This window comes from Flavobacterium sp. Arc2 (assembly GCF_041431385.1).
Lineage (GTDB): Bacteria > Bacteroidota > Bacteroidia > Flavobacteriales > Flavobacteriaceae > Flavobacterium.
On sequence record NZ_JASMRH010000033.1, the window covers coordinates 24,723 to 43,051 of the forward strand.

The following is an 18,329-nucleotide window of genomic DNA, read 5'->3' on the forward strand; positions in this document are numbered from 1 at the left end:
AGGAAATTATTATGGCTATGCAAACCGGAGAAAACGAACAGGCATTGCGTAAAATACTCGATATGACTCGACTGATCAGTATCGTAATTTTACTGCTACATTTTTATTATTACTGCTATACCGCTTTCAAAGAATGGGGTTTTGTTAGCACCTTCAGCGATACAATTTTGGGCAATATACACCGTACTGGAATGTTCAGTAATTTTCATAAATCCAAGGTTTTTGCTTTACTTTTTTTATTGATTTCCTTGCTTGGAGCCAAAGGACGTAAAGAGGAAAAATTGAATCACAAAACGGCCTTTGCCTACATCATTACGGGTGTATTGATTTACTTTTTAAGTTATCTATCGCTTTACCTAAAAGCAAAAACTACTGAAGTAGCGATTGCTTATATCAGTATTAGCTGCATCGGATTTCTGTTGATGCTTTCAGGAGGTACATTACTCTCACGTATTATAAAAAACAGCTTGAACAACAAAGATATTTTTAACAAAGAAAATGAAACTTTCCCCCAAGAAGAAAGACTCTTGGAAAATGAATACTCCATCAATCTTCCAGCGCGTTATCATTTGAAAGACAAAGTTCGAAACAGTTGGATCAACATTATCAATCCCTTTCGAGCCTTAATGGTTTTAGGTACACCTGGCTCTGGTAAATCTTATTTTGTAATTCGGCATGTGATTACCCAGCACATTCGCAAAGGGTTTACGATGTTCATTTATGATTTTAAATTTGATGACCTTTCTAAAATCACCTATAATACTTGGTTGAAATACAAGCACCTCTATCCTATTCCACCACAGTTTTATGTGATCAATTTTGATGATTTGAGTCGCACACATCGATGTAACCCACTTGAACCTTCTGCGATGACCGACATCACGGATGCAGCAGAATCCGCACGAACGATTCTATTGGGACTCAACAAAGAATGGATCAAAAGACAGGGCGACTTTTTTGTCGAATCCCCTATCAATTTTCTGACAGCAATTATATGGTATCTAAGGAAGTACAAGGAAGGGGAATTCTGTACGCTGCCACATGTTATTGAACTCATGCAACTCGACTATGATAGTTTGTTTACGATATTGCGGACGGAGAAAGAAATTGAAGTACTCATCAATCCGTTTATCAATGCCTATCTCAATGATGCCATGGAACAATTGGAAGGACAAATTGCTTCAGCCAAGATTGCCATGGCCAGACTCTCCTCTCCACAATTGTATTATGTCTTATCTGGAAATGACTTTACATTAGACATTAATAATCCAGCCGAACCCAAAATTGTATGTATGGGAAATAACCCTCAAAAAATACAAATTTATGGCGCTGTCTTATCTTTGTACGTCTCCCGTTTGATAAAACTAGTCAATCAAAAAGGCAAACTAAAAAGCAGTCTCATCTTCGATGAATTCCCAACTATCTATCTCAATAATATGGATAGCTTGATTGCTACAGCCAGAAGCAATAAAGTGGCCACTTGTTTAGGAGTTCAAGACTTCAGTCAGCTTCGTAAAGATTACGGCCGAGAACAGGCTGACGTGATTCTAAACATCACTGGAAACTTAGTTAGCGGTCAGGTTACTGGTGACACGGCCAAGCAACTGTCAGAACGATTTGGTAAAATTATGCAGGACAGAGAATCACTATCCATAAATAGCGGAGACACCTCTATCAGCCGTTCCAAACAATTAGAGTCGGCTGTTCCTCCTTCTAAGATATCGTCATTGAGTTCCGGTGAATTTGTAGGTATGGTTGCCGATGATCCTGATTGCAAAATTGAACTAAAAACGTTTCATTGTGAAATCGTAAATGATCATGAAGCGCTAAAAAAAGAAGAAGCAAAATATAAAGATATTGCGGTAATCAGGAAGATTGATACTACAATAGTACAGCGAAATTATCTGCAAGTAAAACAAGATGTTCAAGAGATCATGCAATCTGAAATTGAGCAACTGTTACAGGATCCAAGCCGGGCTTATTTGGTGTTGAAGAAGTAGTAGGAAGACTCAAACCTAAAAAAGATACAGCTGCGGAAGGACAATATTTATAATCTAATATAAATTATTTGATTCAATCCTTGCAGCAAAACTGCTCGTCAAAAAACAGTTACTATTAAATCTCTTTTATATCAATTTGTTAAACTAAAAAATTCAATACGTTATGGCTTTCCTCAATTTTATGTATGGAATTTTAAATACCTTAGCAAAAATTCATAATCTAACCCTTTTTTAAAAACGTGCTATGAAGTTTAAAAAGTATATTTGAAGAAAAAAAAACGAGCTATGCACATTGTCTGCACTCTAACACCTTAGGTTTGTCGTCTAATACTACAATCAAGTGACTGGTTCCAAATTTATTAATGAATAACAACAACCCAAAATAATGATCACAGGCGATTTAAAATCTCAAATAGATAAAATCTGGAATGACTTCTGGACAGGCGGAATTTCAAACCCACTAACGGTAATTGAACAATTTACCTACCTTATTTTCTTGAAACAACTAGACGACAAACAAATCTTGATTGAGAAAAGAGCCAATATGCTCGGTGTTACTACTGACAAACCTATTTATACTCCAGAGCAAAAAGACTTGCGCTGGAGCAGTTTCAAAGACAAAGACCCGGAAGTGATGTTTGAATTATTCACACGTCCGCAACGTCATTTAAATGATGTAACCGTGTTTGACTTTATGAAAACTCTAGGTAAAGATGGTGGCGCGTTCACTGAATACATCAAAGGAGCAACCTTTATGATCCCAACGGCGAAACTATTAGACCGTGTGGTACAACAAATTGACAAACTGCCATTAGACAACCGCGACACCAAAGGAGATTTATACGAATACATGTTGGGCAAAATTGCCGAAGCAGGAACCAACGGACAATTCCGTACCCCGCGCCACATTATCCGTATGATGGTCGAAATGACCCAACCTAAAAAAGACGATACGATTTGTGATCCGTCATGTGGGACAGCAGGTTTCCTAGTGGCCGCATCCCAATACGTACATGAGAAACACGAAGACTGGTTTATGGATCAGGATTTTCGTGAACATTACAACCGAAACATGTTCAACGGTATAGAAATTGACCCATCGATGATGCGCATTTCAGCCATGAACTTGCAATTGCACGGCATGGAAAACCCTACACTTATTGGAAATTCGGCTTTGAGTGAAAGCAATGACATCAGCAGTCAGTACTCCTTAATCTTGGCCAATCCACCGTTTAAAGGGGCATTGGATTATGATGAGGTAGAAAGCAGTTTACTGAACGTAACCAAAACTAAAAAAACCGAATTACTATTCTTAGCCTTGATTTTGAGAATGCTAAAACTAGGTGGACGCGCTGCCGTGATTGTGCCTGATGGTGTACTGTTTGGTAGCAGTGGCGCACACAAAAGCATTCGTAAAGAATTGGTGGAAAACCAACAATTACAAGCCGTAATCTCGATGCCAAGCGGGGTTTTTAAACCCTATGCTGGAGTGAGTACTGCTATTTTATTCTTTACTAAAACCAATTCAGGTGGGACAGATAACGTTTGGTTCTATGACATGCAAGCCGATGGTTTTAGCCTGGACGACAAACGCAATGCGCAACTATCGGAAGAGGTATTCGAACAGTGTTTTACTGACCCGGAAAGAGTTTTAGAAGAGTTTAAAGGCAAATGCGATATTCCAAACATTTTGTTGGATTGGAAAGCGATCGGCACGGCTCCCTCCCCTTCGGGGAGGGATGGGGTGGGGACTGACAGAACCCAAAAATCCTTCCTAATCCCAAAAGCCGATATTGTAGCCAATGATTACGACTTGAGCATTAACCGCTACAAGGAAATTGTTTATGATGAAGTAATCTATGAAAAACCACAAACCTTGATTGCCGATATCAAAGCAATTGACAAAAAACGTTTGAATGCCATGAATGAATTAGAAAAAATGTTAGGATAGTGACGCGGAGATGGAGGGATTCTAGCCCCTGGAAAATAAAATAGCAAATAGCAGAGAGGAAGTTTCATCCTGAGCGAAGTCGAAGGACGAAGCCAGTAATGACCTCAGGGTTATGAATCCTGCGCCCATTGAAAAAGTACGGCTCGTGACCGCGACAGGGTTCGAACCAGAAACCCTAAAGTTATAACTTGACCTTGACTGGATTCCAACCTATAACCTTAACAGTAGTTATATTGTAATCGCAGAAGGATTCGAACCTTCGACCGACTGCTTAGAAGGCAGATGCTCAAAATACAATCATTAAAAGAACTTTTGAAAGCATAATTAGCATAAAGATATGAAATTAGCAGTAAATGAACGAATTACCAATAATATTGAAGTAATGCAGAAAGTTAAATTAATTGAATTAATTGAAAAACCAATAACTGGAGAATGGGGTTCCGAAGGGAATTCTATACCTGTGTTAAGGACGACAAATTTTTCAAATGAAGGTAGATTAAATTTGAAGGATATTATTTATCGAAATATTGATTTAAAAAAAGTTGAAAGTAAAAAACTTGAAAACGGTGATATTATTATTGAAAAATCTGGAGGAAGTCCAACTCAACCAGTAGGAAGAGTTGTTTATTTTGATTTAGAAGGCACCTTTTTATGTAATAATTTCACTTCGATCTTAAGACCTAAAAAGGATATCATTCAACCAAAGTATTTACTATATCAGTTATTTGCAAGCCATAAATTTGGGTTTACTAATAATTATCAAAACAAGACAACAGGAATAATAAATCTTAAATTAGAAAGATATATTAAAGAACTAGAAATCCCCCTCCCCTCATTACCAACCCAACAAAAAATAGCAGAAATCCTTGACACCGCTGACCAATTGCGCCAATACAACAAGCAACTTATTGAAAAATATGATGCCTTGACGCAGAATTTATTTTTGGAGATGTTTGGGGATTTAGTTAATAATCAAAAAAAATGGGAATTTATTTCTTTTGGGTCCGTATTTAATTCATTAAGATATGGAACAAGTTCACCTCCGATTTATCAAGAAAGTGGAATACCTTTTATACGAGCTACAAATGTAAAAAACGGTAATGTTGCAATAAAAGGAATGGTTTATATTTCAGAGGATGAAGCATCTAAAATTAAAAAATGCAAACTAAATGAAGGCGATTTAATTATAGTCAGAAGTGGTGCAAATACAGGAGATTGTTGTAGAATTCCAAAAGAACATCAAGATTCATATGGTGGTTTTGACATCATTATTGAAATAAATGAACCACATAGTACATTTTATAATTTTTTACTAAATACAAAATCTGGAAAAGCTGTTATAGAACCTTTTACAAGAAGAGCTGGGCAACCTCATTTAAACTCTAAGCAAATAACAGAATTGCAACTAATTAATCCTCCAATCATACTTCAAACTCAATTTGCAGAGCGCTTACAAATGATAGAAACCCAAAAACAACAAGTGCAAGAAGCTTTAGCAAAAAGCGAGGATTTGTTTCAGAGTTTGCTGCAACGGGCGTTTAAGGGGGAATTGAATTAAAAAAAGAATTATAAATATGGAAACACAATCAGTACTTAGAATCAAAACTTCACGTGACCAAATTAAAGAGTCATTAAATTCTTTTGACACATCCCAATTCAATAGTACCAAATTTGGAAACGAAAATGAATACAATGGCAAAGGAATTTATTTAGGTCTAAATGCCTTACTCATTGATGTCTCCTATTTTATAAAATCACACAACATATTTATTCAAGTTTCTACCCTAGAAGAAAGAAATGAAATAGCTCAAGACCTAGATTATATTCTAAGTTACATTCAAAAACCTCAATCGCTATATCCACATATAGATAGTTTAAAAGTTAAATTAAGAAAGTATAATGTTCGTAATAGTATCGAAAGATGGGAACTGTTTCAAGATACCAACAAACTACTTTTGGAACAAGGAAATGAGTTTAAAGAAGCTTTGAAATTTATCAATGAAATAAAAGAAGAAGCAACTAATTCAAACAGTTCAGTTTCTGAAAAATTAGAAGCCATTACTAAAAAGTTCGAAGAACTTGAAGAAAAAATAGAAGAAGTAGAGGAAGTGAAAACAGAAATTGTATTGAATTCTGATAAACTGGAATCAATCAATGAAAACTTAATTAAAGTTAATGGATCGGCAGAAACTTATCTTGAAGAAATTAAAGAAAGTCTATCAGAAGTTAAAAATAATGAAAAACTAATTAGTGCATTTGCCCAAAAAATTCAGGAAAGAGACAATCGTTTAGGAGAATTACAGCAATTAACCGAAGAGAACAAACAGAAACTTAAAGAATATAATGTTGAAAGATTAAAAATATTGGAAGAAGCAGATAATTTAATTGAAAGTGCTAAAACTGCTTTAAATTACAAAACTGCAGAAGGTATAAGTGCTTCTTTTCAAATTCAGCATACAGATGCTAAAAAATGGCAATATTCGAGAACTTGGATTATAGGGGCTTCTTTATTTATTTTAGTTGCAATAGGACTCGGTGTTTGGATTACTTTAGATACAACGAATAAACTTCATTTAATAATAGGCCGAATAGCTTTAATCCCTTTACCTATAATTGCAGCAATTTTTTGTGCAAATCAGTACGTGAAACAAAAAAACCTTATTGAAGATTACGCCTATAAAATGGTGTTGGCAAAATCAATAGTTGGTTTTTCAGAACAACTCAAAAAAGATGCATCTGTGGATAAAGGGGAATACATTCACTACATGAAAGTCGCACTAGAAGAAATCCACAAAGACCCTTTGAGAAAAAGAGATCAAAAATCGGTAGAGAATAAAATTGAAAATTTTTCAATAAAGGAGATTCTGGAAGTTGCAGAAAGAATGGTGAAAATTGGAAAGTCTTGATAGATAATCCAACTGCTTTTGAAATTAAAATTCTAAATTTGAAAATCGAATAACAAATACGTTTTCAGAAGTTTAAATAAAATATGGCATTACCAATAAACATAGACGATTTAGTCAACGGACAAGCTATAGAATGGGAACGTCTTGAATTCAAACAAGGCTGGAACCCTGAAGAAATTGTACATACCCTATGTGCGTTTGCCAACGACATCAACAATTGGGGTGGTGGCTACATCATTGTAGGCATTGCAGAAAAGGATGGAAGACCTATCCTGCCTCCTGCGGGTCTAGCTCCCGAAAGTTTAGATAGAATTCAAGGGGCAGTTTTAACCCTTGCCTATCAATTGCTTCCCAATTATTTTCCTTTAATACAACCTTACACACTACAAGGACAACACATTTTAATACTATGGTGTCCTGCCGGTGATAACCGCCCTTATACCGCCCCAATCACACAAGGAAAAGCAGCACAACGCTATCCCTACATTCGTTTTGGTTCCCGTAGCATCATTGCAAAAGAGGATAATTTAAGACGATTACAAGAACTAACGGCACGCATTCCTTTTGATGACAGGATAAACGGCAAAGCAACCATTGATGATTTAGATTTAGGTTTAATTCAGGCCTTTCTTCAAGAAGTAAAAAGCGATTTATACGAAGAAAGCAAGCAGATTCCTTTTGCGGATTTATGTCTCAATATGAAAATTGTAAATGGCCCTAAAGAAGCATTACGCCCCTTAAATGTTGGCCTATTATTTTTTTCCCGTAATCCCGAAAAATTCCTCGAACGTTCTTGGATTGAATTGGTAATTCACAAAGACAAAACCGGTAAAAATTTTTCCGAAAAGTATTTCAAAGGTCCTTTACACCATCAGCTAAGAGCTATATTAGACTATTTCAAAAATAATGTTATTGAAGAAGTTGTCGAAAAAGTAGCCCATAAAGCAGAAGCCAACCGCCATTTTAATTTTCCTTACGAAGCCATAGAAGAGGCTTTGTCTAATGCGGTTTATCATAAAAGCTATGAAATGGACAAACCTATTGAAGTGCAATTATGGCCCGACAGAATAGAAATCCTAAGTTTCCCTGGTCCGGTTCCACCAGTAGATGCACAGATACTAAAACAAAATAAACGCATCGTGGCACGGGATTATCGCAACCGACGTATTGGTGATTTACTCAAAGAGTTACACTTGACAGAAGGACGCGGTACTGGTTTCCCTACCATCAGAAATGCCATGAAGGAAAATAATTCGCCCGAACCTGTTTTTGAAACAGACGAACAAAGCACGTATTTCCTATCGGTTTTACTGGCAAAAGAACAAATAATTACAGCCATTGAGAATATTCCTTTCAATAACTTGGAGGAGCTTAGTCACTTTTTAAACACACTTAATGACCAAGCTAGTGACCAAGCTAAAACCAGTGATAGCAAGGAAAAAGAGATTTTAGAGAACCTATTAGCAAAACTTAGTGACCAAGCTAGTAACCAAGCTGTTCAAATTATAGAAAATGATCTTAATGATAGAGCACTGACTATTCTGAATATTTTAGACGAACCAAAAAAGAGAGTCGAAATTTTGGAAAACTTAGGCCTTTCTAACCACTCTCGTAACCGAGAAAGGTATTTAGACCCATTGATAAACCTAGGTTGGATAGAAATGACTATTCCAGACAAACCAACACATCAAGACCAAAAATACAAACGCACCATTCAAGGAGCATTACTTCACAGATTGGTAATGGGTTTAAACGGGGATAAAGAATAATTCTTCTTAAAAAAAGAAACAGGCGGTTCCACTCAACCCTAGAGAAATAATAACTTTTCGGAAAAAATCAAAATAATGTAGTATTTTAGTGGCATCAACCTAAGAAAATGAAAAGCAACTTTACCTTTCTTCAACACGAATTTCCAGAAATCTACCGAGAGATTGCCGATGCCGAAAAACATACCTTTACGGCGCCACGGTATGCTGCCTTATTGTGTCGCAGCACGTTGGAGAAAACAATGTTCTGGTTGTATAAAAATGATGAAGATTTAGAGTTACCTTATGACACCAAATTAGGTGCCCTACTCCACAATGAAAGTTTCAAAAATATACTCAAACCAAGTATGTTAATGGAATTGGATATTGTACGATTGAATGGGAACAATGCAGCGCATGGTAAAACGGTTCGAGCTTTAGAAGCTTTACAATCTCTGAAAAATAGCTTTCGTTTTTTGACTTTTTTAAGCAAGTATTACAGCGAAAATAATCCTAACATTCCCGAATTTGAAGAAAAAGTAATTCCTTATGGAGATACTAATGATAAAAATACCAAGCAACTCCAGGCTCTTGCCGAAAAACTGGAGCAAGAACGTGCCGAAGCTCAAAAAGGGTTAAAAGAACAGGAAAAACTTGCAGAAGAAAATGGTTTACTGCGCAAACAATTAGAAGCACAATTGCAACTCATTGCCGAACGCAAAGAAGAACGTTTCCAGGAAATAGCAGTTGAAAAAGCTATTCCTGAACTCACATCCGAACATCAAACACGCCTAATTCTAATTGATTTACTATTGCGAGAAGCAGGTTGGGATAAGCTAAGAGAAGGGCGAGAAATAGAATTCGAAGTTACAGGAATGCCATTAACCACAAATCCATCAGGAAAAGGTTTTGTAGATTATGTGTTATGGGGCGATAACGGTTTACCATTAGCGGTAGTAGAAGCCAAAAGTACCATCCACTCTGCCACCAAAGGAAAACATCAAGCCAGCCTTTATGCAAAATGTTTGGAAGAGAGCACAGGACAACGTCCAATAATTTTTTACAGCAATGGTTTTGAAACTCACATTTGGGACGATACTTTTTATCCAGATAGAAAAGTACAAGGTTTTTATACCAAAGAAGAATTACAGCTACTTATTGAAAGACGTTTTGCCCGTAAGGATTTAAGAGAATTTGGTGTAAATACAGCTATTGCTGGAAGGTATTATCAACTGGAAGCCATCAAACGAGTAGCAGAACATTTGGTAACCACCAACCAAAACAAACTCAAAGGAACGAGTAGAAAAGCTTTGTTGGTCATGGCAACCGGAAGCGGAAAAACAAGAACAGCTGCAGCAATGGTAGATATGTTTACCAAATGTAATTGGGCGAAAAGAATATTGTTCCTTGCTGATAGGAATGCCTTGGTAACACAAGCCAAAAATGCTTTCAAGGAACATTTGCCACACTTGTCAGCCATTGATTTAACAAAAGAGAAGGAAGACAATGGTACTAGAGTCGTTTTCTCGACCTACCCCACTATTTTAAATAAAATTGACAACCTTAAAAACGAAGACGAACGCTTTTATGGCGTGGGTCATTTTGATGTGATTATTATTGACGAAGCACACCGTTCCGTATATCAAAAATACCAATCTATTTTTAATTATTTCGATTGCATTTTAATAGGATTGACTGCCACGCCTAAAACAGAAGTCGATAAAAACACTTATAGATTGTTCGAAATTGAAGATGGTAATCCAACATACGCTTACGAATTAAATAAAGCGGTTGCGGATAATTATCTAAAGCCACCCAAAGCATTTAAAATTCCGCTTAAATTTCCAAGGGAAGGGATTAAATATGAAGACCTTTCAGAGGAAGATAAAATACGTTTCAAAGAATTGTTTGGTGTCCAATTTGGAGATGAAAACCAAGTTTGCGATGTGGATAAAAGCAAGATCAATACCTGGTTGTACAACACCGATACAATCGATAAAGTATTAGACTATTTGATGACTAATGGCCAGAAAATTGCCGGAGGTGATAAACTCGGCAAGACCATCCTTTTTGCAAAAAACCACAAACATGCCGTTTTTATAGAGGAACGCTTCAATAAAAACTATCCTCAATATGGAGGCAGTTTCCTTCGGGTAATTGACAATTACGAAGACAAAGCCCAAGATCTTCTGGAGAAATTTTGTTTTGATAAAGGCGACGAAAAAGAGCCTCAAATTGCCGTTTCCGTAGATATGATGGATACTGGTGTGGATGCGCCTAGAGTATTAAACTTAGTGTTTTTTAAAGAAGTAAAATCGTCTTCAAAATACTGGCAAATGATTGGTCGAGGCACGCGTTTGTGTCCGGATATTTTTGCGCCGGGAATAGACAAGGAATATTTCTTAATCTTTGATTTCTGTGGCAATTTTGAATATTTTGGAGACAATCCGGATGGTCAAACTCAAAAAACTGCCCTTTCTTTAGCCCAACAAACCTTCAATACAAAACTGGAAATTGTGATGACAGTGCGTCAGTTGCAAGACCCAACCGAAGAACAAGAACACATTCAAGTACAATTTACGGATGATTTGCACCAATTGGTAGATCATTTAAATGATGCCCGTTTTGAGGTACGCAAACACTGGCGTTATGTTTTAGAATATAAAAACAGAGCCAGATGGAATAATTTATTACAAGGTGATGTACTCAATATACAAAGCAATTTATCTCATTTAATAGATTACAACCAAGACAAAGACGAATTTGCTAAACGATTTGATTTATTGGTTTATAAATTACAACTGGCATTGATTACTGCAAATAAAGCGCAAGTAAGACACATTGATAATATGTACGACATTGTGAATATGCTATTTACGAAACGTAATATTCCTGCCGTTCAAGCTAAAATAGCGACAATCAAACAACTACAAAACGAACAATTTTGGAGTACGGTTAATGTACAGCAATTGGAAAAAATCCGTCAAGAACTTCGAGATTTAATCCAGTTTCTAAAAGACGAAAAGAAACTAGACCCTGTTTATACTTCCTTTACTGATGAGCTTTCAAAAGATGGCGTTGAAGAAGTAGATCTTTTGGCTACATATACTTCATTACAAAGTTATAAAGACCGTGTAGAAGCCTTTATTAGAAAAAACAAATCCCATTTGGTGATTGATAAATTGTATAAAAATTTACCCATTACTAGCAATGAATTGGAGCTATTGGAACAATTCCTGTTGAAAGAAGCTTTGGAAAGCAAAGACCGTTTTATAAAAGAATACGGAGAACAACCATTAGGTAAGTTTGTTCGAAATATAGTTGGTTTAGATATTGAAATTGCCAATCAATTATTCTCGGATTTTATCTCCAAAGGAAATTTGAATGCCAACCAAATTACGTTCATCCAAAAAATAATCCAGTACCTCAACCAAAAAGGAGTAATAGAAAAACAATTACTGACACAAGCCCCATTTAATGAACATCACGACCAAGGCGTTTTTGGTATATTCCCGGAAGAAGACAAGGCCATGAAAGTGATTCAAGTAATCAATCAGGTCAATGAAAATGCTATGTTTGCCTAATAATTGGCCAAACTGCGTACTAACCGTTCCTTTATGGCGTTTTTAAAAAAGTCGGGCTCTATCACTTTCAATCCGGCTCCAAAGGATAAAATCAGTTTTTCCAATTCATGATTGGGAATTACTTCTATAGAAAAAGTAAAACCGGTTTCATCAATACTGATTTTCTTTTGTGAACCGTGTAAGGGTTTGGTTATTATATAAGGTGCTAAATCGGGTGTTGCAAACAAAGTGATTTTCGAAACTGTAGATTCAGGAGAAATAGAAACCCCAATAACATCATCAAAATACTCATTAAAATCAATTGGGGAAACTTCATACTTTTTGTTTGTTTCCGAAAAAGAAACAATCCTATCCAAAGCCAAATTGGTAAAATTCTCAAATTCCGGATTGTTTCCAATCAAAAACCAGCGATTATTATATTGTTTCAAATAATGTGGATGAATTTCCAATGTAGTTATCACATCGCTTTTGAAAGATTGATAATCCACACATAATACTTTTTTGTACAAAATAGCATTGAACAAATCACCTAGAAAATGAATGTTTTTCAGGTATTCATTGGCGTCAAAACTAATGATTTCCCTTTTGTGCGATTGCAATTTGAAAGCTTCTTGCAACTTAAAAATCAATTCATTGACCCATTCAAATTGTGGCATTCCCTTAAAACGGGACAAAACCAATAAAGCTGATTTCAATTTTTCGGCTTCCAGTTCGTTCATAGGTTGCTTATTGATTGAAAAATCAGAAGTTTCATAGCGATAATATACTTTCCGCCCTTCTTTAATTCGATCTAGTGGCACAGACCAACCCTGACTACTTTCCATAAACTTAATATCTTCAAAAAGTTGACGTTTTTTTATACCATCCCCATCAGAATTGAGTTCATACAAAGCTTCATTACAATTTTCCAGCAAATCCTCTAAATAAAATTTCTTGTTGAAATTACTAAACATTTGTCTAAAGCGTGAAAACGGATAAGGGCATTTTTGTTGATAGCCATAGTTGAAAAGTTTGATAGGGTAAATTTAAAACTAAACGATGCGAATAGACTGCACTAATAGCAAATAGTTTTGTAATCTAATTTAAAAAGAAAATAGTATGTTCAAGAAAATTATGATTATCGCAGGGATTGTGACTTTTATGTTTAGTGGAAATGTATTGGGTCAGGAAAAAATTGCCACCTACAACTCGACTTATTTGTCAAAAAACTTTGAAATTCAAGCAGGGAAACCAAATGAGAAAGGCGATTTTGATTATTACATTGATTGCTTCTCTTCAGACAGTTCGAGTCGTAAAGCATCGTTAATGCTAAAAAACAAAGAAGTTCCGGAATTCATTGAATTTCTTACAAGTATAAAAGATACTTTTTTAAAATGGAAACAAACCGCCATTGAAAATAAAGTAACGGAATTGGACAAGAAAATTGAATACAAGAATTTGAATTACAGAGGTGCATTCCTTTACGGCAAATGGAATTTTGATTATTCAGTTAACCTTTCAACCCGTTTTAGAATAATAAACGATAAATACTTGTTGATTATAGATAGCGATGCCTTGCAATCCAGTTCAAACCAATTTATTAAAAGTGATGGATTTCGGTTTGTTTTTAGTTCAGCGCAAGAAGTTGACGAATTAATAAACGGCTTAGACATCGAAAAAGTAAAAGAGTTCTATTCTGATAAAAATGGCAAGGAAGATTTATTTAAGAATTAAATTGTAAAAAAACACTGACTTACAAAACATCCAATAAATTTTGAATTGTTGGATGTCTTGCAAGTTTTTTTATATACTTTAGTAAAGTAGATAATCATGAAAGCTGTAAATTTATTACAGCTTTAGGATTTATAGAAATTCATTTAAAATAATATTTGAATAATCTTAAATTCAAAAAACAAGTATGAAAAAAACACAGTACAGTTCATGAATCAAAATATTGACAAAATAACAGATTTGATACACTATACCTTTGAGAACAGAAAAGGTAAATATAAATTTTCCGAAATACTGGATCATGTCGTCCTTTTAAAACAAGGAGTATTAAAAATTGTAGAGAAGGATCTCCAATACCTTGAAATTAATTTAGATTCCTTTTTATTTAACGAGCTACTATTAAATATTGCCGAAACGGAATTAAAAAGAAAACTACCTGACAATATTATTGACACGTTTCTTTTCATAGATGATTTTGAAAAGTACCTGAAAAACAAATATTCTATAGACGATTCAAGTAAGGAAATTACTAACTCAATTAATGCGTTAAAAGCATTTGTCCTCACCATTCTAAATAATCAACTTTCCGTTTATGATTTCTATGTTGAATTCATAAAGGACAAAAAACAAAAAAGAAGGGATAGCTCTGATTTTATAGACCCATATTTTCAGTTTTTAATAATTACAAATGCTTGCGAAGAAGTAATTCTAAGCTCATGCATAGAATACAATAACTCCGAGAAACACCCTTCAAATTACATCTATAATTTTCTAAGAGGGTTAGGAAAAAATCATAGTACACTTGCCAAACAGTTAGCTGAATTTGGTATTAAAAATGATTTTCAGAAGTATTCTGTTTTAATTCCAAATTTATTTATTGGCTTATATAATGAAGGTCATAATGATACTTTTGATGATTCTATTTTAATATTTGAAAAAGATCCAATTACTGCATTGAAAGCATTCAGTGGTTACAATCTTTCGAACGGGTCAGATATAAAACAATTATTTGAGTTACTAAATAAGATTGAACCGATAACCGTTGAATTAGTAAATCTAAAAAGTGTTTTATTTTGTAATTTCATTGAAAATGATAATGCATCAGCTGAAATTAAAGAAAATTCCATCAAAGAGCTTGTTAAGCTTTTGAAATCAGAAGATCATAAAAAGGCGGACAGTGCTTTTCAAAATATCCAATATAATTTAGAAAAATATTATCTGTTAAATGTCTATCTGAACAATACACAGAATTTCAATGTATTCAACTATTTTTTCCATAATTTCAAAAACCCACAATACCTTTTTGACATTCTAATAAAAAGATATGATGCATCTGGATTTAGGGGTTCAATAGATTTGTTTAAGAATTCACTAAATCATTTTTTAGACACAAACAAAGAAGAAACAGAAGAACAAATTTTAGACTTATTTAACTTTAGGAAGTATAGTTTATTGGCTGTCAAAATAATTCTTTCTACTCATGGGGGAGTACATCAAGTCAATTTATTAAAGTTGTCAGAAAAACAGGCTCAATTGTTTGCAATCGACAGTATTTGCAATTATCCTAATTCCATTGATGATTTACTTCCTCTCTTATTGAAATTAAAAGAGTCTAATTTAAAAGAAGTAAAAGATTATTTGCAGACTATGTTAGCTGAATTAATCTTTGAGGTTTATCAAGAATCACTACTTGATCTCATCAAAAAGAATTTAACCAACTCGAAAAAAGACAAAGATTTTCTAATTCCTTTACAAAAGGCTTTCGATGAATATTCTAAAATGCGTGAGTTTAAGGCAAAAATTAAAGACTTAGATCCTAAAGAAAACGAAAGAAATCTAATGGATTTATACTATCGTTTAGAGCATGAAAATCAGGCCAAAATGATGAAGAACATAGATAAGGATAAAAACTCATTCTTGTCCATGATGAAAAACATGGTAATTGTCAGAGGAAGAGCGTGGAAAAATGATGATTCAGAAGACATTCTACCATTAGGTTATTTTGAATCAAGTATGATGATCGATACTAGAGCCTATAAAAACCCTCCTGTTTATGAACAAAATCTTGAAAATTTCTAAGTAATGGATATAAAAAATATAATTGTCAAAGAGTACTTAGAATCATTAACTGAAAAAAATGAGTTAAATAGAATTTTTCCTATTTTATTAGAATCCATGGGGTTTACTATTTTATCCAAACCAACAGAGTATCTAGGATTACCCGAATATGGAAAAGATATAGTAGCCATAGGTATTGATGAAGATAATATCAAAAAAAGGTTTTATTTTGAATTAAAAGGTGGAAAAGATAGAGACATCACTGATGGCAACTTTTATGGAAAAGACGGTATTCAAGATTCTTTAACTCAAGCTAGCTATAATAAATTTGTTTCTGCTTTTCCTGAGTTCGACCAATTACCATTAAAAATTGTAATTGTACATAATGGTGTGATCAAGGGAAGTGTACAAGCTACTTTTGAATCGTTTGTAGTAGCAACACAAAATAATTTAGTCAACACTTCTTTTGATCGTTGGGATATTTCACGCCTGACACTTCTGTTTTCCGGAAAACTTTTTGGTGAATATTTACTGGTAGATCCAAAAACCACTAAATTATTCAATCGAGTTTTAGTGAATTCAGATACAAATGATGGGATAACATCAGATTTCGTAGATTTATTGGAAGTAATACTTTCCAAAGAAGAATGGAAAAAATCTAAAAAACTTTCACGAAGATGGCAACTACTATTCGAAACTTTTAAGCTTATCGGGTTTATCATATATACAGAATCGAAAGAATACAACAATCTTGAAATAGCAAAGAGATATTTAACCCATTTAGTGATAAAATTCTGGCATTGGATTTTAAAGAACAATTTAGAAAACGACAAAGCTGTAACTAAATATTTTGATCAGGTTTTTAATTTCTATTATAAAGTATTATTAGAATACTTTCAAAGAACAATTCCTATTGCTAATCTAAAAGATGGTCTGTCTTCTGAACATTCGGGAAGATATGAGCAAATTGGATATACAAAAAGAACTTTTGATTATTTGGACTATTTTTGTTTTTTGCTGAATGTAGAAAGATTTTACAATAAAAAAATCAATGACGAAAGTATGCATCTACAACTAGTAAATATTATTAATCAAAATAGTGTCTCTTCTAGACCACTTATTGACATTCATTCATCAACTATAATCAGTATTCTTAATTTATTTATTGATTTTGGAGAATTACAGAATGCTAAAAATTATGTAAAATTAGTTCTGCGACAAATTAAGTATGCAAAAGAAAACTTAGACTTTATTCCTGATGCAAATAACAGTATTGAAAATGTGATTAGATTCACTGTTACAGGTGTTAAACCGGTCTATTTTTCGGATAGTACTTCTCCTATTCTTACGGTTTTAATGGAATATCTCGCTTTATTAGATATGGAAGAAGAATACAATATCATGAAAGAATTTATTCTTGAACGTAAAATTGATTTAGGATTATTTGTGCCTCACCATGGAATAAATTCAACTTCTACACATTTAGTCAAAGACAAAGAAAATGATTTGGAAGAACAATTGTTTTCAAAATCCTTTAGGGATGGTTATCAATCAGAAACAAGATTGACAAAAAACTTTAATAAAGATTTAAATTTTGAAGAATTTAAAAAAAAGATAGAAAACAAGAAAACTGAATTTAAGTATAATTATCGTACCAATCAAGCAGGATACCCTTTTTTAAAAGATCTGGCTCATAATTATTTCCAAACTCCTTTCTTTCCTGATAAATGGAGAAATTTAATTATATCATAAAGTATGACGGGCAATGAAACAGTCTCTCTTCGGTAATTCTCTTTGTTCCGTTCGGCTGCTCCAGTCGGTCAACCCTACATTTTCATAAGCGCCCTTTTTGTAAATAAGCGATTTATCACTTCGATTTAATAGTTTGATTTCCCTCCATTCCAATGGCACTTCACAACATTAAATAAACAGCAGCTTGAAAAACAGCAGCTGTTTTTTTTGCACTGTTTCGTTCTTAATCTTTACACATTCATTTCTTCTATTCGGCAGGTCTAAACCAGCCATAATACCGCTTCATTCCGTTTCACTTCATTCCAGCAGTATTCCGTCTCTCACCCCCTAGTATTTTCTGCAGTTGCATCATCCCTCAGCCATCGGATTTGGAGCCGTTTCTATTTCTCCCAATTCAATAGTAGATACCTTATTCCATATTCTAGTAAAAATTACCCCCAGCTGATAATAAAATTGCAGAGGTTTTTTCGTAGAAAAAACAAGAAGTTGTAAGGAAGTTTCCACTCGAAACGGACTAAAAGGCAGCTAAGATAGTGTCTTAAGAACGTATTTTAGCCCCTTATAAGTTCGGAGTGATATTTTAAATTTCAAATAGTACATTTGAGATATGAAATACAAGAAAT

10 protein-coding genes and 1 tRNA gene are annotated in these 18,329 nt (G+C 34.1%); 9 read left to right on the forward strand and 2 right to left on the reverse strand.

Annotated elements, in window-relative coordinates; genetic code table 11:
* Window positions 1–17 precede the first annotated feature (17 nt).
* Both mobC and QO182_RS17550 read left to right on the forward strand, forming a co-directional pair.
* The gene (gene mobC / locus QO182_RS17545; RefSeq protein ID WP_371563106.1) at window positions 18–2,000 is read left to right on the forward strand and encodes a conjugal transfer protein MobC; all 1,983 of its coding nucleotides are present in this window, start codon (window positions 18–20) and stop codon (window positions 1,998–2,000) included.
* Between the two features lie 385 nt (window positions 2,001–2,385).
* Entirely contained in the window at window positions 2,386–3,951 is a 1,566-nt protein-coding gene (locus tag QO182_RS17550) for an N-6 DNA methylase (RefSeq protein WP_371563091.1), read from the forward strand.
* 236 nt (window positions 3,952–4,187) lie between these two features.
* On the opposite strand, the gene QO182_RS17555 is transcribed toward QO182_RS17550, so the two are convergent.
* Window positions 4,188–4,250: transfer RNA gene (locus tag QO182_RS17555), tRNA-OTHER, on the reverse strand.
* A gap of 38 nt (window positions 4,251–4,288) precedes the next feature.
* Here QO182_RS17555 and QO182_RS17560 point away from each other — a divergent pair.
* The 4 genes from QO182_RS17560 (at window position 4,289) to QO182_RS17575 (ending at window position 12,186) form a co-directional block, all read left to right on the forward strand.
* Entirely contained in the window at window positions 4,289–5,509 is a 1,221-nt protein-coding gene (locus tag QO182_RS17560) for a restriction endonuclease subunit S (protein WP_371563094.1), read from the forward strand.
* A gap of 16 nt (window positions 5,510–5,525) precedes the next feature.
* Complete coding sequence (locus tag QO182_RS17565) at window positions 5,526–6,857, forward strand: hypothetical protein (RefSeq protein ID WP_371563096.1); 1,332 nt, start codon at window positions 5,526–5,528, stop codon at window positions 6,855–6,857.
* A gap of 83 nt (window positions 6,858–6,940) precedes the next feature.
* Window positions 6,941–8,626 carry an ATP-binding protein gene (locus QO182_RS17570; RefSeq protein WP_371563099.1) on the forward strand — a complete coding sequence of 562 codons (1,686 nt, stop codon included), beginning with the start codon at window positions 6,941–6,943 and terminating at the stop codon, window positions 8,624–8,626.
* Between the two features lie 107 nt (window positions 8,627–8,733).
* A complete protein-coding gene (locus QO182_RS17575; protein WP_371543493.1) occupies window positions 8,734–12,186 on the forward strand; it encodes a DEAD/DEAH box helicase family protein in 3,453 nt (1,150 codons plus the stop codon).
* On the opposite strand, the gene QO182_RS17580 is transcribed toward QO182_RS17575, so the two are convergent.
* Window positions 12,183–13,139: a helix-turn-helix transcriptional regulator gene (locus QO182_RS17580; RefSeq protein WP_371563101.1), complete on the reverse strand. Its 957-nt coding sequence runs from the start codon at window positions 13,137–13,139 to the stop codon at window positions 12,183–12,185. The genes QO182_RS17575 and QO182_RS17580 overlap by 4 nt on opposite strands.
* Before the next feature lie 145 nt (window positions 13,140–13,284).
* Here QO182_RS17580 and QO182_RS17585 point away from each other — a divergent pair, with 145 nt between their 5' ends.
* The 3 genes from QO182_RS17585 (at window position 13,285) to QO182_RS17595 (ending at window position 17,706) form a co-directional block, all read left to right on the forward strand.
* Window positions 13,285–13,899 (forward strand): hypothetical protein, encoded by a 615-nt coding sequence (locus QO182_RS17585; protein WP_371543498.1) that lies wholly within the window; start codon window positions 13,285–13,287, stop codon window positions 13,897–13,899.
* Window positions 13,900–14,106: 207 nt separating this feature from the next.
* On the forward strand, window positions 14,107–15,975 hold the full coding sequence (locus QO182_RS17590) for a hypothetical protein (protein ID WP_371563103.1): 1,869 nt from the start codon (window positions 14,107–14,109) through the stop codon (window positions 15,973–15,975).
* A gap of 3 nt (window positions 15,976–15,978) precedes the next feature.
* Complete coding sequence (locus tag QO182_RS17595) at window positions 15,979–17,706, forward strand: hypothetical protein (protein ID WP_371563104.1); 1,728 nt, start codon at window positions 15,979–15,981, stop codon at window positions 17,704–17,706.
* Window positions 17,707–18,329 lie beyond the last annotated feature (623 nt).